This is a genomic window from Streptomyces sp. NPDC026659 (genome assembly GCF_040638245.1).
GTDB lineage: Bacteria > Actinomycetota > Actinomycetes > Streptomycetales > Streptomycetaceae > Streptomyces.
Map to the genome: position 1 here is coordinate 585,764 of NZ_JBEZXY010000002.1, position 18,516 is coordinate 604,279.

Sequence of the window (18,516 nt, forward strand, 5' to 3'; positions counted from 1 at the left end):
TTCCGGTCCGCTCAGCCGCCGGAGCTGCCGTGGCCGTCGCCGAAGCCGCCCCGGTGGACGCCACTGTCGCCGCTGTCGCCGCTGTCGTTGCGCGACGAGCCGCCGGACCCGTTGCGCCAGGTGCGGGAGGTGCCGGAGGTGCTGGTGCTTCCGGAGCCCTCGCGAGGTTCGGTGAAGGAGCCGCCCTTGACCCAGGAGCCCTTCTTCTTGCCGCCGTAGTACCAGTAGCCGTTGACCTTGGTGGCGGACGTGCAGTTCTTGCCCGCGACGACCTTGTAGCCCTTGGCCAGGTTGTAGCTGCTGTGGTCGACGCAGCGCTTGTCCGGCTCGGACGAGCAGGCGGTCAGGGCGGCGGCGAGGAGGCCCATGCCGCCCAGGACGACTGTGGTGGAGCGGAGTTGGGACCGGGTGTTCGCCATGTTCTGTTCTCCCCCGTCGATGCGTACCCGTCGATGTCGTGTTCGACAGCCAGCCTAGAGATCGGTGTGAGTTTCCGGGAGGGCGGCCCCACGTACTCCTGTTCCCCCTAGAGTCGCTTTGTGCTTTTTGGAATGGTGTGCGCGCTCGGCGCGGCGGTCTGCTTCGGTACGGCCACGGTGCTTCAGGCGGTGGCCGCGCGGGCGGCCGGAGGACAGGGTGGCGGGGAGGCGGCGCTGCTGCTGCGGGCGGTGCGGCAGTGGCGGTATGCGGCGGGCCTCGCGCTGGACGGGCTCGGCTTCGTGCTCCAGATCCTCGCGCTGCGCTCGGTGCCGATCTACGCGGTGGGCGCCGCGCTGGCCGCGAGTCTCGCGGTGACGGCGGTGGTCGCGGCGCGGCTGCTGCGGGTGCGGCTGAGCGGGGCGGAGTGGACGGCGGTCGGCGTGGTGTGCGCGGGGCTCGCGATGCTCGGCCTGGCCTCGGGCGCGGAGGGCGACCGCGACGGCCCGGCCTGGCTGCCGTACGCGCTGCTCGCGACGGCGGCGGGCGTCCTGCTGCTCGGCGCGGTCGGCGGCCGGCTCTCGGGGCGGCCACGCGCGCTGCTCCTCGGCCTCGGCGCGGGGTTCGGGTTCGGGGTGGTGGAGGTGGCGGTACGCCTGGTGACCTCCTTGCGTCCGTCCGCCCTGTTGACCGACCCCGCCCTCTACGCCCTCCTCCTCGGCGGGGGCGCCGCCTTCCTGCTGCTGACCTCGGCGCTGCAGCGCGGTTCGGTCACCACGGCGACGGCCGGCATGGTGCTCGGCGAGACCCTGGGCCCGGCGGCGGTGGGCGTGATCTGGCTGGGCGACCGCACGAGGGCGGGGCTCGGTCCGCTCGCGGTGCTGGGGTTCGTCGTGGCGGTGGCGGGGGCGCTGGCGCTGGCTCGGTTCGGGGAGGCGCCGGAGCCTGGGGGTCCGGGTGGCAGCTCGACCGCCGCCCGGGAAGAGGCGGAAGAGGCGGACGCCGAGCCCGTGGGCTGACACACGCGGGCCGCCGCCCACCCGCTGCACCCCTCTGCACGTCCCGCACCCCTCTGCACGTCCTGCACCCCCTGCGCCCTCGGCACCCGGCACCCGGCACCCGGCACCCGGCACCCGGCTACGGCAGCGCCCGGCACAGTGCCTCCAGCGCGGCCTTCCACGAGCTCTCCGGCGGTGTCCCGTACCCCACCACCAGCGCCTCCAGCGGTTCGGTGACGGTGTCGGGGTGGCGGTAGAAGGAGAGGCCGTGCAGGGCCAGGCCCTGCCAGCCCGCGGCCTGGACGACCGAGCGCTCGGTGCCGGGCGGCAGCCGCAGCACCGCGTGCAGACCGGCGGCGATGCCGGTGACGTGGACACCGGGGGCGCGGTCGGCGACGGCGGCCGCGAGGGCGTCGCGGCGGCGCCGGTAGCGCAGCCGGGCGGCGCGGACGTGACGGTCGTAGGCGCCGGAGGTGAGGAACTCGGCCAGGGTGAGCTGGTCCAGGACCCCGCAGGTGTCGATGCGGCCCTTGGCCGCGACCGTCTCGGCGTACAGGGCCGGGGGCAGCACCATCCAGCCCAGGCGCAGTCCGGGGGCGAGGGACTTGCTGGCGGTGCCGAGGTAGACGACCTGGTCGGGGGCGAGGTCCTGGAGGGCGCCGACGGGGCGGCGGTCGTAGCGGAACTCGCCGTCGTAGTCGTCCTCCAGGATCAGCCCGCCGGTGCGCCGGGCCCAGTCGACGACGGCCGCGCGGCGGTCGGGGTGCAGCGCGGTGCCCATGGGGAACTGGTGGGCGGGGGTGAGGAGTACGGCACCTTCCTCGCTCAACGGACGTGTGTCCGTGCCGAGTTCGTCGTAGGGCAGCGGGGTCGTGGTGAGGCCGGCCTCGTGCAGCAGGGCGGTGTACGCGTCGAGGCCGTACGACTCGACGGCGACCGTGCGGGCGCCGCGGCCGCGCAGCACTGTACCGAGGAGGCGCAGGGCGTGGGAGAAGCCCGCGGTGATCAGCACATGGTCGGGGTCGGCGCGTACGCCACGGACGCGGGCGAGGTATCCGGCGACGGCGGTGCGCAGTTCGGGGCGGCCGTGCGGGTCGCCGTAGCCGAGGGCGTCGAAGGGGGCGGTGGCCAGGGCGCGGCGGGCGGCCTGGAGCCACGCGGCGCGCGGGAAGGCGGCGAGGTCGGGGGTGCCGGGGACGAGGCTGAGGGCGGGGCGGCCCGGTGGGCGGTGCCGGACGGTGGTGACCGGTGCCGTGGCCGCGGGCGCGGCCCGCTCGGCGACGCGGGTGCCGGAGCCCTGGCGGGCGGTGAGCCAGCCCTCGGCGACCAGGCCCGCGTAAGCCTCGGCGACGGTGTTCCGGGCGATCCCGAGGTCGGCGGCGAGGGCGCGGGAGGAGGGCAGCCGGGTCCCGGGCGCGAGCCGTCCTTCGCGCACCGCGTCGCGCAGCGCGTCGGTCAGCCCCTGGCGCAGGCCGCTACTCCCGGCCGGTTCCAGGTGGAGGTCGATGCCCGGATTGGCCCACGATTCCGCCATGGGAATGGACCATACTCCTGGGCCGCTCCCCTCCTAGGCTCGAAGCATGGACACCGCACAGGACACCACCGAGTACGCCCCCGAGCACCCCGCCCGCCTGGCCTGGACCGAGCACGCGCCCGAGGTCTACAAGGCGATGGTCCGCCTCGACATCGCCGCCCGGCAGGGCCTCGACCCCCGCCTCCTCGAACTGGTCAAGATCCGCGCCTCGCAGCTCAACCACTGCGCCTTCTGCCTCGACATGCACACCAAGGACGCGCTCGCGGCGGGCGAGACGGTGGAACGGATCGTCCAGCTCAGCGCCTGGGACGAGTCGCGCCACTTCTACACGGAGAAGGAAGCCGCCGCCCTCGAACTCACCGAGGCGGTCACGGTGTTGACGGACGGGTTCGTCCCCGACGAGGTCTACGAGCGCGCCGCCAAGCAGTTCGAGGAGGCCGAACTCACCCACCTGATCGCCGCGATCAACGTGATCAACGCGTGGAACCGCTTCGCGGTGACGACCCGGATGGTGCCGGGGCACTACACGCCGGGTCAGCACAAGTAGCCCGTCACTGTGCGCCGGGGGCTCTCTGCGGCATGATGACCGCCGTGGAGAGCGACATACTCATCGACGTCTGGAAGCGGCTTCTCACCGACCCTCACAAGTCGTGGGTGCTGTTCGAGCACGGCACCTGTGTGGTGCTGACCGCCCCCGAGGACGACCTCGCCGCCCAGGCCACCGACATCCTCAGGGTGTTCGGCCCCGTCCATGGCGGTGGTCCCGCCGGAGACTTCAGGGTGATCGAGATCGAGGACATCGACGGCTGGGTGGTCACCGGCCACCATCCGGACGTCCTCACCTACGTCACCCCCGACGAACCCGGCGGCCAGGACCACCTCTCCGTCGGCCTCTGCGGCCGCTCCCAGCGCGGCCAGGACGGCACCGAACTGCACGTCGTCCACGTCGAGGACCGGCGCGGGGGCGCGGGGCCCGCGTAAGAAGGCGGCCGGCCCTCCCCTCCTCTCAGCGAACGGCCCCCTCCGGCCACAGCACCCGCACCGGGACCCCGGTCCGCTCGGCGTACGCCACCACGTCGGCCGTGCCTCCGTAGCCCCGCGCCGGTTTCCCGTCCCACACGGCGATCAGCTCGTCCACCAGGCCGACCAGGATCTCGGACCCGGCCTGGTGGGCCTCGGAGGTCGACTCGGCCAGGCCGGTGTGGTGTACGTCTGCGGCGCGGGCGAGGAGATGGTCGTAGGCGGGGTGGTGCCGGCCGGGGAGGCCCGCGCGGTACTCGGCGGCCGGAACGACCACCTCGAGTCGGCCGCCGCGCGCCAGTACGGCTTCGGCGAACCAGGCGTCGGGGCCGTCGGCGATGCACGAGACGCCGACCAGTTCGGCCGGGTCGTACCCCTCGACCTGGGCGGCCAGGAGAGCCCGCACCTGTGCCTCGACGTCCGCGCCGAGTCCGCGGTGCCCGGTGATCCCCACCCTCATGCCGTGCTCATCCCCTGCCGGTGGACGCCTTGGCTTCCAGCGCGGGAGCGATCCGCGCGCACCGGGCGGCGTAGTCCTGGAGGTGGCGGTCCTGGAAGTCCCGCGCGTCCCAGTCCTCCGCCCGTACGTCGCCGCCCAGCCACACATACGCCCAGGCGGCGGACCCGCACGCCAGGTCGAGGCGCCGCAGGTCGTACTGATCGTCTTCGAAGGTGTCGAGGATTCTCCACTCCCGCTCGCTCATGCCCGTCAGCAGCAGACCGTGGGCCTCGGAGCCGGGAGCGGGGACCAGGCCGGGGTACACGCGGGCATCGAGAGCCGCGGCACGCCAGCCGGGGGCGGTCGCGGGCCTGTGGTCGGGGACACGTCCGACGAGGCCGGTGAGGACGGCCTCGAACTGGAGGGTGCCGTAGACGAACAGGGCGACGGGACCGTCGACGAGGCGGTTCGCCGGCACACTGTCCGCGCCCGTCGGAATGGTGTCCCCCATGTGACTCTCCGTTCCAGACGGCTTGCCCTCGTACGGAGTGTAGGGCTGGGGGCCGGGCGGCGGCCCACTCTCCACCGCCCGGCGGTCTGTTGGTTACGAGAGTGGTTACGGAAGCCAGCGCTTCCACACCGTCGGGTGGGTGTCCACCCACTTCTTCGCCGCTTCCTCGGGGCTCAGTTTCCGGTCGGCGATCAGGAGGGAGACCTCGTTCTGGTCCTCCGTCGTCCACTTGAAGTTCTTCAAGAAGGCGGCCGCCTTGCCGCCGGACTTGGCGAAGTCCGTGTTGAGGAATTTGCGGAGGGGGGTGTGGGGGTAGGCGCAGGTGATCTTCGCTGGGTCGGCGTCGCAGTCCTCCTTGTAGGGAGGGAGTTTCACCTCTGTCATGGGGACCTTCTTGAAGAGCCACTGGGGGGTGTACCAGTAGGTCAGGAAGGGCTTCTTCTCCTTGGCGAACTGTTTCATCTGAGTGATCTGGGCGGCTTCGGAGCCGGCGAAGACGACCTGGTAGTCGAGCTTCAGGTTCTTCACGAGGGCCTTGTCGTGGGTGACGTAGGCCGGGGAGCCGTCCATGAGCTGGCCCTTGCCGCCGCTCTCGGGGGTGCGGAAGAGGGACGCGTACTTGTTCAGGTTCTTCCAGTCCGTGACGTCCGGGTGCTGCTTGGCGAAGTACGTCGGGACGTACCAGCCGATGTGCCCGGTCACCCCCAGCCCCCCGGCGGGCGTCACCGTCTTCTTGTCGTCGACGTACCGCTTCTCCTGGTCGGGGTGGCTCCAGTCCTCCAGGAGGGCGTCGACGCGGCCCTGGCTGAGGGCGTCCCAGGCGGGGATCTCGTCCACCTGGACGGTGTCGACGTGGTAGCCCAGCTTGTGTTCGAGGATGTACTGCGCGACGGCCACGTTGGACTGCGCGCCCACCCAGGACTGCACGGAGAGGGTGAGGCTCTTCGGGCCGCCCGCGCCCGCGAAGGGGCTCGCCTGCTTGGTCATGTCGGCCGCGCCGCAGCCGGTGAGCAGGGCCAGTACGGAGACCGCGGCCGCCGTCACGCCGAACGTCGTACGGATACGCATCTCACGCTCCCTTCTTCGCGCCGCGCCCCGTCGGCTGGGTCACCCGGTCGAGCATCAGGCCGAGGCAGACGATGGCGGCACCGGCGACCAGACCCGTCGCGAGGTCGCCCTGCGCGAGGCCGAACGCGACGTCGTAGCCGAGCGCGCCCGCGCCGACCAGGCCGCCGATGATGACGACGGCGAGGACCAGGACCACTCCCTGGTTGACGGCGAGCAGCAACGCGCGGCGGGCGAGCGGGAGTTGGACCTGCCAGAGCTGCTGGCGGCCGGTCGCGCCGAGCGAACGGGCCGACTCCAGCGCGGCCGGGTCGACCTGCCGCAGGCCCTGCGCGGTGATGCGGACGACGGCCGGGAGCGCGTAGACCACGGCGGCGACGACGGCGGGCGCGCGGCCGACGCCGAACAGGGCGACGACCGGGATCAGGTACACGAACTGCGGCATGGTCTGGAACACGTCCAGGACCGGGCGCAGCACCCGCTCCACGCGCTCGCTGCGCGCGGCCGCGATGCCGGTGGCGATGCCGAGGACCAGGGTGACGGCGACGGCGGCCAGCACCTGGGAGAGGGTGTCGAGCGAGGAGTCCCACACGCCGAGCACGCCGATCGCGGCCATGGCGAGGACGGCGGTCAGGGCGGTGCGCCAGGTGCCGATCAGCCAGGCGAGCGCGGCCACCAGGAGCAGCACCGCCCACCAGGGCAGCGCGCGCAGGCCGTCGCGCAGCGGGTCCAGCATCCAGGTGGTGAAGTGGCCCGCCCAGTCGGCGGTGCCGCCGATGACGGGGACGCCGGAGTAGAGGTGCGCGGTCATCCAGTTGACGGCGTCGTTGACGGGCGCGGCGATGTCGAGGGTCAGGCCGTCGGGCCAGTCGGCGCGGCCGAGCAGCCGCGCGAGGACCGCGACGGCGACGGTGGCGCCGAGGGCGTAGAGCCACTGGGTGCGGGGCCGGTCGGCGCCTTCGGCCGCACGGCCCGCCGCCGCGGTCACGCGGTCCAGGACAACGGCGAGCAGCACGATCGGGATGCCGGCGGCGAGGGCCGCGCCGACGTCGACGGAGGCGAGCGCCTGGTAGACGCGGTCGCCGAGACCGCCCGCGCCGATGACGGAGGAGATGACGGCCATGGAGAGCGCCATCATGATCGTCTGGTTGAGGCCGAGCAGGAGTTCCTTGCGGGCCAGCGGGAGGCGCGCGGTCAGCAGCCGCTGGCGCGAGGTGGCGCCGAGCGAGCGTACGGCCTCCAGTACCTCGGGGTCGGCGCCGCGCAGGCCGAGCGCGGTGAGGCGGGCCATGGGCGGGGCCGCGTAGACCACGGTCGCGAGGACGGCCGCGGGCACGCCGATGCCGAACACCAGCACCACGGGCAGCAGATAGGCGAAGGCCGGGAGCACCTGCATGGTGTCCAGGACCGGGCGCAGGGCGCGGTCCAGCCGGTCGGAGAGCCCGGCGCCGAGGCCGAGCAGCGCGCCGACGGCGAGGGAGGCGAGCACCGCGACCACCATCAGCGCGAGCGTCTGCATGGTCGGCACCCACATGCCGAGCGCGCCGCAGGCGAGGAACGCGACGGCCGTGCCGACGGCGAGCCGTACTCCGGCCACCCGCCAGGCGACCAGGGCGCCGAGCACGGCGACGCCGGGCCACCCGGCGGCGAGCAGGGTGAGGTAGACGCCGCGTACGGCGAGGACGACCGCGTTGCTGATGTGGCCGAAGAAGTAGAGGAACAGCGGGTGGCTGTCCCGGTTGTCGATGACCCAGTCACTGGCGGCACCGAGCGGCTTCACCAGGCTCACGGTCAGCGCCTGCGGCCAACTTCCGCTGCCCCAGCGGGAGCTGAGCAGGGGGACAAGGACGGCGGCGACGACGGCGAGCACGAGCAGCTTGGCCGCGGGGCGGGATCCGAGGGCACCGGGGAGGGCGCGCCGGGCGGCGGCCGGGACGGTGATCGTGGCCATCAGGCGGCCTCCGGCTCACGCTCGGGGTCGGGGGCGGCGGAGGGTTGGGGTGATGGCTTCGCGTCGGGGGCGGACTTCGGCTCGGTCCGGGTCTCGAGCGCGGCCTCGTCGCCCCCGGCGTCCGTCCCGTCCGTCCCGTTCGTCCCCGCCACCACGCTCAGCAGCGCCTCGGAGTCGACCACGCCCATGCACCGTCCCGCGTCCATCACCCGGGCCGGGGCGCCCGCGCGGGCGACGGCCTCGATGGCCTCCGCGACCGGCGCCTCGGGGCGTACGGCGGGGCCGTTGCCCGCCTCGTCGGCGGAGGCGGGCCGCATGGCGGTGCGGCAGGTGACGACCTGCTCGCGCGGTACGTCGCGGACGAACTCGCGGACGTACTCGTCGGCCGGGGAGTTGACGATCTCCTCGGGGGTACCGAGCTGGACCACGCGGCCGTCGCGCATCAGGGCGATGCGGTCGCCGAGCTTGAGGGCCTCGGAGAGGTCGTGGGTGATGAACACCATCGTGCGGCCCTCCTCCTCGTGCAGGCGGGCCACCTCGTCCTGCATGTCGCGCCGGATCAGCGGGTCGAGCGCGCTGAACGGCTCGTCGAACAGCAGGACTTCGGGGTCGACGGCGAGGGCGCGGGCGAGGCCGACGCGCTGGCGCTGGCCGCCGGAGAGCTGGCCGGGACGGCGCTTCTCCATGCCCGCGAGGCCGACCTTGGCGACGAACTCGGCAGCCTTCTCCCGGCGTTCGGACTTGCCCAGGCCCTGGATCTCCAGGCCGTAGGCGACGTTGTCGAGAACGGTGCGGTGCGGGAGCAGGCCGAAGTGCTGGAAGACCATCGCGGCACGGTGACGGCGCAGTTCGCGCAGCCGCGTGCGGTCCATGGCGCGTACGTCCTCGCCGTCGATGGCGATGGTGCCCGCGGTGGGCTCGATGAGCCGGGTCAGACAGCGCACGAGGGTGGACTTGCCGGAGCCGGACAGGCCCATGACGACGAAGACCTCGCCCTTGCGCACGTCGAAGGAGACGTCGCGGACGGCGGCGGTGCAGCCGGTGCGGGCGCGCAGCTCGGCCGGGGAGAGCGCAGCCAACTCCGGGTCGGCGGGGACGCGTTCGGGCTTGGGTCCGAACACCTTCCACAGGCCGTCCACGGAGAAGACGGGGTCGGCGCCGGAAGGATGGGTGGGCGGCTTGCGGGTCGGCACGGTGAGCGTCATCGGGCGTCACCACCGATCAGGTCGACGGCCTTCTCACCGACCATGAGTACTCCGATCATCGGGTTCACCGCCGTCATCGTCGGGAAGACCGAGGCGTCGGCGATGCGGACGCCATCGAGGCCACGGATGCGCAACTCGGGGTCCACCACGGCCAGTTCGTCGTCCGGGGCACCCATCCGGCAGGTCCCCGCCGGGTGGTAGACGGTGTGCGCGACCTTGCGGGCGTACTCGCTGAGCGCCTCGTCGTCCTGGACCTCGGGGCCGGGGCAGACCTCGCGCTTGAGCCAGTGGGCGAGCGGCTCGGTCTTGGCTACCTCGCGGGCTATGCGGATGCCGTCGACCAGGGTCCGGGCGTCGTAGTCGTCCTCGTCGGTGAAGTAGCGGAAGTCCAGCGCGGGCTTCACGGCCGGGTCGGCGCTGGTCAGGTAAAGACGGCCGCGACTGCGGGGCTTGGGGATGTTCGGGGTCATCGAGACGCCGAACTCGGGCCGCTCGTAGCCCAGTCGCTCCGGGTTGTCGGTGAACGGGACCTGGTAGAAGTGGAACATCAGGTCCGGGCCCGCGTGTTGGGGGTCGCGGCGGACGAACAGGCCCGCGTCGGAGTCCATCGCGGAGTTCTCCGGGATCGGCCCGTCGGTCTCCCAGACGATGACCGACTCGGGGTGGTCGAGCAGGTTCTCGCCGACGCCGGGCAGGTCGTGGACGACCGGGATGCCGAGGGCTTCGAGCTGGGCCCTGGGGCCGATGCCGGAGTGCAGCAGCAGGCGCGGGGTGTCGACGGCGCCCGCGCTGAGGATCACCTCGCCCCGCGCCTTGATCAGCAGCTCCTGGCCGTCCTTGGTGCGCACGTGGACGCCCTCGGCGCGGGTGCCGTCCAGCTCCAACCGGTACGCCCAGGTCTCCAGGAAGAGGTGGAGGTTCGGGCGCTCGTCCATCACCGGGTGGAGGTACGCCACGGAGGCGGAGGAGCGCTTGTTGTTCTCCGGGTGGTAGGCGAGGTCGAAGAAGCCGACGCCCTCGGTGAACGGCTTCCGGTTGAAGCCCTCGACGCGCGGCACGTCCAGCGCGGCCTGCGCGGAGTCCACGAAGTCGCGGGCGATGGCGTTGCGGTCCTTCTCGTCCACCGGGACGATGTTGTTCTTCAGCCGGGCGAAGTACGCCTCCATCGGGACCGCGCCCCAGCCCTTGGCCCCGGCCCGCTCCCACTCGTCCCAGTCGGACGGGAGCGGCTTGAAGGAGATCAGGGTGTTGTGCGAGGAACAGCCGCCGAGGACGCGGGCGCGGCTGTGCCGGATGTGGGAGTTGCCGCGCGGCTGCTCGGTGGTCGGGTAGTCGTAGTCGAGGTCGCCGCCGAGCAGGCCCATCCAGCGGCGCAGGGTCAGCACGTCGTCGCGGTCGACGTCGCTCGGGCCGCCCTCGATGACGGCGACCGTGACGTCGGGGTTCTCGGTGAGGCGGGAGGCGATGACGGAGCCCGCGGTGCCGCCGCCGATGACGACGTAGTCGTACTCGTGGGTGTGTTCGGGCATGGGGGTGTTCGCTCCTGGTGGGGGCAGGGAGGTCGTACGAAGGTCGTGCGGGGGGGGCTGCGGGGGTCAGCCCGTGAACCAGCGCACCGGGCGGGGGGCGAGGTTCTGGTAGACGTGCTTGGTCTCGCGGTACTCGGCGAGTCCGGCGGGGCCCAGCTCGCGGCCGGTGCCGCTCCTGCCGAAGCCGCCCCACTCCGCCTGCGGCAGATAGGGGTGGAAGTCGTTGATCCACACGGTGCCGTGCCGCAGCCGGGCGGCGACGCGCCGGGCGCGGCCGGGGTCGGCGGTCCAGACGGCGCCCGCGAGGCCGTACTCGGTGTCGTTGGCGAGGGCGACCGCCTCGTCCTCGGTGCGGAAGGTCTCGACGGTGAGGACGGGGCCGAAGACCTCCTCGCGCACGACGCGCATCTCGCGGTGGCAGTGGTCGAGGACGGTCGGCTCGTAGAAGTAGCCCTCCGAGGGGCGGTCCTCGGTGGGCTCGGGGCGCTTGCCGCCGCAGGCCAGGGTGGCGCCCTCGGCGAGGGCGGAGGCGACGTACTCCTCGGTCTTCGCGCGCTGCTGCTCGGAGACGAGGGGGCCGCACTCGACGCCGGGCGCGGTGCCTCGGCCGAGCCTGATCTTCCCGGCGCGGCTCGCGAGTTCGGCGACGAAGCGGTCCCGGACCGACTCCTCGACGATGAGGCGTGAGCCCGCCGAGCAGACCTGGCCGCTGTGGATGAACGCGGCGTTGAGGGCCTGGTCGACGGCGGTGTCGAAGCCCTCCTCGGTGGCGCAGGAGTCGGCGAAGACCACGTTGGGGTTCTTGCCGCCGAGTTCGAGGGCGACCTTCTTCACGGTGGGCGCGGCGGCCTGGGCGACCTTGACGCCGCTGACCAGGCCGCCGGTGAAGGAGACCAGGTCGACGTCGGGGTGCTCGGCCATGCGGGCGCCAACGGTGTGGCCGGGGCCGGTGACGAGGTTCGCGACGCCGTCGGGGAGTCCGGCCTCGGTGAGCAGTTCGATCAGCTTGACCGTGGTCAGCGGGGTGATCTCGCTCGGCTTGATCACGAAGGTGTTGCCCGCGGCGAGCGCGGGGGCTACCTTCCAACTCGCCTGGAGCAGGGGGTAGTTCCAGGGGGTGATCAGGGAGCAGACGCCGACCGGCTCGTGCACGACCACGCTGTGGATGTCGGGCGAGCCCGCGTCGACCACGCGGCCGGGGGCCTCGGCGGCGACCAGGTCCGCGAAGTAGCGGAAGGCGTCGGCGACGCAGTCGATGTCGACGCGGCCCTCTTCGAGGGTCTTGCCCGCGTCCCGGCTCTCCAGCAGGCCGAGCGCCTCGCGGTCGCGTACGAGGAGGTCCGCCACACGGCGCAGCAGGGCGGCGCGCCCGGCGACGGGGGTGTGGGGCCAGGGGCCGTGGTCGAAGGCATGCCGGGCGGCGGCGATCGCCCGGTCCGCGTCCTTCTCGCCGCCCTCCGCGACCACGGCGAAGGGCCGGCCGTCCGCGGGGTCCAGGATCTCGCGTGTCGCGCCGGAGGCCGCGTCGAGCCACTCGCCTCCGGCGTGGATGGTCGCCTCGGCCGGTCGTTCCGTTCTGTCCGCCATGATCGGTATTGCCTTCCGTTCCTGTTCAGCGCCCCTGCGTGACAGAGGTGCCACGTCCAAGGACCGGGACCGCATGCCCTTGCCCGGCGGCACACATGCGCGTTCGACGGGGGAAAGTGGGCCGGGTCACTGAAATCACGGAGGAAATGGGGACAAATGGGCCGCTCGGGGTTGCTCGGTGGCGGGCTCAGTCCACCGACGCCGACGCGTCGCAGCCGGTGTCGGGCGGGCAGAACCAGCTCAGCGCCGTGGTGAGCAGCTCCAGCTCGTCCGCACGGCCGTCGGCGTCGGGGCCGTACACCGCCACCGCGTAGATCCTTCCGTCCGCCGCGACGAACCGCTCGTCCAGCACATGCCAGGTCCCGACCTCGGGCTCGCCCCGGATGGTGTCGGCCAGATACTCCAGCCGCGAGCCGGTGAAGTCGCCCTCGTCCATGTTCGTGAGCGCCAGCTTCTCGAACCCGTTCGGCTTGCGGGTCTCCGCCGACAGATACAGCTCGAACGAGGCGTCCGGGGACTGCTCCGCGACCTGATAGATCTGAATCCGGTGACTGCGGTCGGGGCTGCGGTAGTTGACCACGGCGATGCCGTACGTCGAGGGGGCGGTGCTGCGCGTCCAGCCCTCCGGCACAGCGATCCGGAAGCGCTCGTCGTCCTCGCGGACGTCGTAGCCCTCGGGGGGCTGGGGGGCCGACGGCGAGGGGCTCGCGGTCGCGGCCGACTCGGTGGTCCCGGTCGGCGCCGGGGCCGAACTGGAGCTGCCCTGCGCCGTGTTCCGACGCCCACCGGAGCCGTCCCCGCCGAGCACGAAGACCAGCGCGAAACCGACGGTCACCCCTACGACGGCGGCAGCGGCGAGCACGGGCCAGAGGCGCCGGGTGCGGGTGGTGTGGGGGTCGTCGGGGTCGTCGTCGGGGTGGTCGGGGCGGCCGTCGGGGGGCGGCCATCCGCTGTCGGCGGGCCAGCCGCCGGGGTACGGGGTGCCGGGTGCACTCACGGAGGTCTCGGTGGGGAGCCCGGCATCGGGGTGGTGGACCGAGGGGTGGGTCGGGGCTTCGGCGGGGGGCCAGGCGGGAGCGGGGCGGTTCGACGCGGTGCCCTCCGGGGGTTCCGCGCCACGACCGCCGGGCGACGGCTCCACCGAGGCCCCTCCACCGGCCCCCTTCGCCGCGAAGCCCTCCGGGAGTCCTGGCCCGTGTCCGCCGGGCGACGGCTCCACCGGAGAGCCCGTGTCGGGGGCACCGGCCGGGAACCCCGAGTCACGCTCACCGGGCGACGGCTCGGACGGAGGCCCGGCATCGGGGGCACCCCCCGCGAGCCCGTCCGGCGCCCCCGGCCCACGACCGCCGGGCGACGGCTCGGACGGAGACCCCGCGCCGGAATCGCGCGCCGAGGCCCCCTCAACGGAACCCTTCGGCACGAACCCCTCCGGAAGCCCCGGCCCACGTCCGCCGGGCGAAGCCCCGGCCGGCGCTCCCCCGCCCCGGCCGCCGTCCGCCGTGTCGGTGCGAGCCGTCGCGTCGGCGTGAGCCGTCCCGTCGGTGCGGCCGGCCGGCGGCTCGGTCGGGGGCTGCCCGTCGGCGCCGTCGGACGGTCTCGCGCCCCGGGGCCCGGGCGCGGCCGGAGGCCATGCGGCCCGGCCGGCCGCCGGGGGCCACTCGCCCGGTCCCGCCGCCGGAGGCCACGCCTCCTGTCCCGCCGCCGGGGGCCACGCCGTGGGCGAAGCCGGTGTCGTGTCACCTTCCGCCGCGTCGGGCCCGGTCACGTCCGGTGCCCGGTCCGGGCGTGGCGGTGGTGGCGGTGTGGGTGCCGTCGGGGACTCCCCCGTGGCGTCCTCCCATCGCTGGGTGTCCTCGTTCCAGTACCGGTGTCCCCCGCTCATCGCGGCCCCCTCCCCTTGCGCGGTCAGATTCCCAGGAGGCCGGCGAGGGCGCCGGCCGAGGCGAGCACGCTCATGAGGGCCTGGGAGTCGGTGAGGAGTTCCCGGAGGCGCTCGCGGCGGGTCGGGGCTGCCTGGCCGGTACGGGTGATCTCGGACTCGGTGTCGGCGAGCTCGGCGTCCAGCGCGGCGGTGCGGTCGTCGGCGCGGACACGGGCCAGGTCGGCACGCAACTCACGGACGGCGGCGAGGAGTTCCTCGGTCGCGGAGTCGGGCGAGACGCCCCCGGCGTGGTGATGACTCTCGGCGTGGGCATGGCTGCCGACGGCGAACGTGCTGTGCGACACGTCCCCGAAGCTCACGTTGGGCTCGTCACCGGACATGGCTGTGGGTTCCCTTCTTCGACACCGGGCTGCCCGCGATCGCGTCGCCGGAACGGGCCCTCGGCTCGTCACCGGACATGACCGTCGGTTCCCTTCTTCGGCACCGGACCACCCGCGACCGCGCCGGAGGCGGACGCGTGGCTGCCGACGGCGAACGTGCTGCCCTCCACGCGCCCGATGTTCACGTCGCCGTTGCTGATGTTGACGACCTTCTGGACGAACTCACCGGTCTCGTAACCGGATTCGGCGAGCGCGGAACGTACCCCGCCCGCGACACGGTCCTGCACGACCTTGAGGTAGCGGGCCACGTCCATCTCCTGGAAGAGGGAGCCGTCGGGCCGGGAGCCGAGTTCGCGCACGGAGAGGGCGGGGCCGTCGGGCAGGGCGCCCGAGTGGCCGCCGGTCAGCAGCCGCCAGACGTACACCAGGCCCCGGCCGAGCTGGGCCAGCGCGCGGCCCGCCGAGCCCGGCATCAGGACGAGGGCGGTGGCGGCCTTGCCGAACGCGTTGTTGTTGCGGAACCGGTGGGCCGTACGGTCGGCGTCCTTGAACTCCTCGCGCACCGGCGTCAGTACATGCGGAGCGATCTCCAGCACCAGCATCCGGCCCTGGGTGTGCACGCGCACGAAGACCGTGACGACCAGCTCCTCCTCCCAGCCGCCGACACGCACCCGCAGGAAGTGCCGCCGCTTCTCGGCGCCCTCCTCGACGGCGTGCGCCCGGTGCTCCTCGAAGGCCTGCTCGGTGTACGGCGCCTGGTCACGGGCGAGCAGCCCCTCCGCGGGGAGGAACACGCACTCGTCGACCTCCATCCGCCGCAGCCGGTCACGCACCGCGGGGCCCGCGTACTCCGCGGGAATCCGCAGCTGTTCGAGCAGCGGCCGGATCTTGTCCAGGATCGCGCGGTTGCTGAGCGGCTGCCGCTTCTTCAGCTCGTCCGGCTTCAGCTCCACGGCGAGGACCCAGGTGTCGTACGCCGCTCCGGCCCCGCAGAAGGGACGGGCCTCGTTGTACAGGACCAGCGGCGCGTGCTGCTCCAGCCGGATGCGCTGCCTGATCCGCTGGAGGCGCGGGTTCCCGGTCCGCTCGGCGGGGTCGCCCGCGGCGTCCGCGAAACGCTGCGGAGAGAGTTCGGCGGCGAGCGCCCGGCTGAGCTGGGTGCGCTGGAGGTGCACGCATCCCGCGATGAGCGCGAGCAGGACGAGCGTGAGCCACGCGTTCAGGGGCTGGACGAACGCGATCAGCCCGTCGAAGAGGTCGCCCGAGGAGACCGTGGAACCGTACGGGTCGTAGGAATCGTGGGACGGCCCGCTGTCCGACCCGGCGCCGAACGCGGCGGCGACCGTCAGGGCGAGCAGCACCGCGAAGTACACACGGCCCCACCAGCGGACGAGGAACGCCAGACCCACGCGGTACAGCGGCGGCTGCGCGGCCCTGCCGCGGATCGCGGGGGCGGCCGCGAGCATGATGCTGGGCCACAGGACGAGCGCGAGCATGCCCCCGCTGAGCGGAATCCCCACCAGCCAGAGCCCGAGGATCGCCCCGGCCCACTGGAGCTCCAGCTGCCGGGCGCGCAGCGCGTGGGCGAGGACCCGCGCCGCGTCGAAACCGAACGACGGCGCCACGAAGCGCTGTTCGTTGACGTGGAGTTCCTCGATGACGCGGTCGCGGTAGCCGGAGTCCAGATACACCCCCGCGCACAGCAGCCGGGTCGCCTCGCTGGCGTACGGCGGCGTGCCCGGAAGCGCGGGCGGCGCCCCCGCGGACGTGGTCCGGCTCTGCTCCGGCACCTGTGCGGCGCTCATGCCACTCCCCCGAAAGTGGTGACGCGCGACCCCTGTCAGTGGGCCGACGGACGGACCCCGAGGATAGAGGTGCGGCCGGGACGACGGCACCCGTTTTGCTCGGCGGTCGTAAGCGACCCCTCCCGGCGACGGCGCCGGAAAGGGAGCGCGTAGCATCGCCCTCCACCCCCCACCGATGATCAACTCGGGTTCTTTTCGGCCGAGTTGTCGCACTTCAAGGAGGCGTGCATGGCCGCGCTGCTGAATCCCGTTCTCGATCTGCTGATGCTCCGGGGCACCGTCACCGCCGTGGAACGGTTCACCTCCCGGATGCGGCGCCTGCGCATCGAGGGCGAGGCGCTGGCCGGTCTGGAGGTGCTGCCGGGGCAGCAGGTGCGGGTTCTGGTGGGCACGGCGCTGACCCGCCGCACGTACTCGGTGTGGCGCTACGAGCCCACCGGCGCCCTGGAGTTGTGCGTCCTCGACCACCCCGGCGACGGTCCGGGCGCGCGGTGGGCCCGCGAGGCGGCGGTCGGCGCCGAGGTGTGGCTCGGCAAGCCGGAGGGCTCGTTCACGCTGCGCGCGGACGCCGCGCACCATGTCTTCGTCGGTGACGAGACCGCGTCCGTCGCCTTCGGCGCGATGCTCGCCGCGCTGCCCACCGGGGCGCGGGTCTCGGGCTGCGTGGAGACGGACACGGTGGGCGACCGGCTGCCGCTGGCCCACGCGGGCCGGATCGAGTGGGTGCTGCGCGGCGAGATCCCGCTGGCCGAGGCGGTGGGCCGGCTGTCCCCCGCGCCCGGCGGAGTGGCGTACGTCGCCGGTGAGGCGCGCACCGTGCAGGCGGTACGGCATGTGCTGCGGGACGCGGGCTGGGACCGGCGCTCGGTGCTGACGAAGCCGTTCTGGACGCCGGGCAAGCGGGGCATGGAGTAGGCGTCGTAGGCGTCGTACAGGTGAAAGGGCCCCTCCGGTAAGCCCGGAGGGGCCCTTCAGCTCACGGGTACGGCTCAGATGAGGCCGAGGGCGCGGACCGCGTCGCGCTCCTCCGCCAGCTCCTGCACCGAGGCGTCGATGCGGGCGCGGGAGAACTCGTTGATGTCCAGGCCCTGGACGATCTCGTACTGGCCGTCCTTGGTGGTGACCGGGAAGGAGGAGATGAGGCCCTCGGGGACGCCGTAGGAGCCGTCCGACGGGATGCCCATGGAGGTCCAGTTGCCCTCGGCGGTGCCGTTGACCCACGTGTACACGTGGTCGATGGCGGCGTTGGCGGCGGAGGCGGCCGAGGAGGCGCCACGGGCCTCGATGATCGCGGCACCGCGCTTGGCGACGGTCGGGATGAAGTCGTCGGCCAGCCACTGCTCGTCGTTGACGACCTCGGCGGCGTTCTTGCCCGCGACCGTGGCGTGGAAGATGTCGGGGTACTGGGTGGCGGAGTGGTTGCCCCAGATCGTCAGGCGCTTGATCTCGGAGACGGGCACGCCCGTCTTCTTCGCGAGCTGGGTCAGCGCGCGGTTGTGGTCGAGGCGGGTCATCGCGGTGAAGCGCTCGGCCGGTACGTCCGGGGCGGCGGCCTGGGCGATCAGGGCGTTGGTGTTGGCCGGGTTGCCGACGACGAGGACCTTGATGTCGTCCGCGGCGTGGTCGTTGATGGCCTTGCCCTGCGGCTTGAAGATGCCGCCGTTGGCCTCCAGGAGGTCGCCGCGCTCCATGCCCTTGGTGCGGGGGCGGGCACCGACGAGGAGGGCGACGTTGGCGCCGTCGAAGGCCACGTTCGGGTCGTCGGTGATGGTGATGCCGTTCAGCAGCGGGAACGCGCAGTCGTCCAGCTCCATGGCCGTGCCCTCGGCCGCCTTCAGCGCCGGGGTGATCTCCAGCAGGCGCAGGTTGACCGGCACGTCCGCGCCGAGCAGCTGCCCGGAGGCGATGCGGAAGAGCAGGGCGTAACCGATCTGGCCGGCCGCGCCGGTGACGGTGACGTTCACGGGAGTGCGGGTCATGGCGTTCTCCGTATGACAGCTGGCGGTGGGGCGTCCCTGCCCCGGGTGGATGATCGATCTCTTGGCGTCAAGAGAGATCCAGCGGTCAGGCTATCGCGCATCCGGCATCCCGGACGGCCGGGGCCCTGTGGCTCACCCCACAGGGCGGTTTCCCCGGCGCAGAGTTGGCCCGGAGTCGGCCCGGAGCCGGGCCTGAACCGCCCCGGGCCGCACC

General features: G+C 73.1%; 17 protein-coding genes. 4 read left to right on the forward strand and 13 right to left on the reverse strand.

What is annotated here, in order from left to right; translation table 11 throughout:
* Window positions 1-11 precede the first annotated feature (11 nt).
* A complete protein-coding gene (locus tag AB0E91_RS07290) occupies window positions 12-419 on the reverse strand; it encodes a hypothetical protein (RefSeq protein ID WP_361776532.1) in 408 nt (135 codons plus the stop codon).
* Between the two features lie 132 nt (window positions 420-551).
* Here AB0E91_RS07290 and AB0E91_RS07295 point away from each other — a divergent pair, with 132 nt between their 5' ends.
* Entirely contained in the window at window positions 552-1,436 is an 885-nt protein-coding gene (locus AB0E91_RS07295; protein WP_361777351.1) for a hypothetical protein, read from the forward strand.
* A gap of 118 nt (window positions 1,437-1,554) precedes the next feature.
* Here AB0E91_RS07295 and AB0E91_RS07300 read toward each other — a convergent pair whose 3' ends face one another.
* Entirely contained in the window at window positions 1,555-2,949 is a 1,395-nt protein-coding gene (locus AB0E91_RS07300) for a PLP-dependent aminotransferase family protein (RefSeq protein WP_361776535.1), read from the reverse strand.
* A 46-nt stretch (window positions 2,950-2,995) separates the two neighbouring features.
* On the opposite strand from AB0E91_RS07300, the gene AB0E91_RS07305 reads away from it, so the two are divergent.
* Both AB0E91_RS07305 and AB0E91_RS07310 read left to right on the forward strand, forming a co-directional pair.
* Window positions 2,996-3,496, forward strand: coding sequence for a carboxymuconolactone decarboxylase family protein (locus tag AB0E91_RS07305; RefSeq protein WP_361776538.1), 501 nt, complete (start codon window positions 2,996-2,998; stop codon window positions 3,494-3,496).
* A gap of 35 nt (window positions 3,497-3,531) precedes the next feature.
* The gene (locus AB0E91_RS07310) at window positions 3,532-3,930 is read left to right on the forward strand and encodes a hypothetical protein (protein ID WP_361777354.1); all 399 of its coding nucleotides are present in this window, start codon (window positions 3,532-3,534) and stop codon (window positions 3,928-3,930) included.
* A gap of 25 nt (window positions 3,931-3,955) precedes the next feature.
* On the opposite strand, the gene AB0E91_RS07315 is transcribed toward AB0E91_RS07310, so the two are convergent.
* The 10 genes from AB0E91_RS07315 to AB0E91_RS07360 all read right to left on the reverse strand — a co-directional run bounded on the left by AB0E91_RS07315 (window position 3,956) and on the right by AB0E91_RS07360 (window position 16,323).
* Complete coding sequence (locus AB0E91_RS07315; protein WP_361776541.1) at window positions 3,956-4,429, reverse strand: hypothetical protein; 474 nt, start codon at window positions 4,427-4,429, stop codon at window positions 3,956-3,958.
* A 7-nt stretch (window positions 4,430-4,436) separates the two neighbouring features.
* Window positions 4,437-4,919 carry a gamma-glutamylcyclotransferase family protein gene (locus tag AB0E91_RS07320; RefSeq protein ID WP_361776544.1) on the reverse strand — a complete coding sequence of 161 codons (483 nt, stop codon included), beginning with the start codon at window positions 4,917-4,919 and terminating at the stop codon, window positions 4,437-4,439.
* 105 nt (window positions 4,920-5,024) lie between these two features.
* On the reverse strand, window positions 5,025-5,987 hold the full coding sequence (locus AB0E91_RS07325; RefSeq protein ID WP_361776547.1) for an ABC transporter substrate-binding protein: 963 nt from the start codon (window positions 5,985-5,987) through the stop codon (window positions 5,025-5,027).
* Window position 5,988: 1 nt separating this feature from the next.
* A complete protein-coding gene (locus AB0E91_RS07330; RefSeq protein ID WP_361776550.1) occupies window positions 5,989-7,935 on the reverse strand; it encodes an ABC transporter permease subunit in 1,947 nt (648 codons plus the stop codon).
* A complete protein-coding gene (locus tag AB0E91_RS07335) occupies window positions 7,935-9,140 on the reverse strand; it encodes a glycine betaine/L-proline ABC transporter ATP-binding protein (protein ID WP_361776553.1) in 1,206 nt (401 codons plus the stop codon). Before AB0E91_RS07335 ends, AB0E91_RS07330 begins: the two co-directional genes overlap by 1 nt.
* Entirely contained in the window at window positions 9,137-10,669 is a 1,533-nt protein-coding gene (locus AB0E91_RS07340) for a GMC oxidoreductase (RefSeq protein ID WP_361776556.1), read from the reverse strand. The genes AB0E91_RS07335 and AB0E91_RS07340 overlap by 4 nt, the downstream gene beginning before the upstream one ends.
* A gap of 66 nt (window positions 10,670-10,735) precedes the next feature.
* Window positions 10,736-12,256 carry an aldehyde dehydrogenase family protein gene (locus AB0E91_RS07345; RefSeq protein ID WP_361776559.1) on the reverse strand — a complete coding sequence of 507 codons (1,521 nt, stop codon included), beginning with the start codon at window positions 12,254-12,256 and terminating at the stop codon, window positions 10,736-10,738.
* A 187-nt stretch (window positions 12,257-12,443) separates the two neighbouring features.
* Window positions 12,444-13,397 (reverse strand): hypothetical protein, encoded by a 954-nt coding sequence (locus AB0E91_RS07350; protein ID WP_361776562.1) that lies wholly within the window; start codon window positions 13,395-13,397, stop codon window positions 12,444-12,446.
* Between the two features lie 764 nt (window positions 13,398-14,161).
* On the reverse strand, window positions 14,162-14,518 hold the full coding sequence (locus tag AB0E91_RS07355) for a hypothetical protein (RefSeq protein WP_361776565.1): 357 nt from the start codon (window positions 14,516-14,518) through the stop codon (window positions 14,162-14,164).
* Window positions 14,519-14,586: 68 nt separating this feature from the next.
* The gene (locus tag AB0E91_RS07360) at window positions 14,587-16,323 is read right to left on the reverse strand and encodes a hypothetical protein (protein WP_361776568.1); all 1,737 of its coding nucleotides are present in this window, start codon (window positions 16,321-16,323) and stop codon (window positions 14,587-14,589) included.
* A 228-nt stretch (window positions 16,324-16,551) separates the two neighbouring features.
* Between AB0E91_RS07360 and AB0E91_RS07365 the strand changes: the two genes are divergently transcribed.
* Entirely contained in the window at window positions 16,552-17,238 is a 687-nt protein-coding gene (locus AB0E91_RS07365) for a siderophore-interacting protein (protein WP_361776571.1), read from the forward strand.
* A 74-nt stretch (window positions 17,239-17,312) separates the two neighbouring features.
* On the opposite strand, the gene AB0E91_RS07370 is transcribed toward AB0E91_RS07365, so the two are convergent.
* Window positions 17,313-18,302, reverse strand: a complete 990-nt coding sequence (locus AB0E91_RS07370) for a malate dehydrogenase (protein WP_361776574.1) — start codon at window positions 18,300-18,302, stop codon at window positions 17,313-17,315.
* Window positions 18,303-18,516 lie beyond the last annotated feature (214 nt).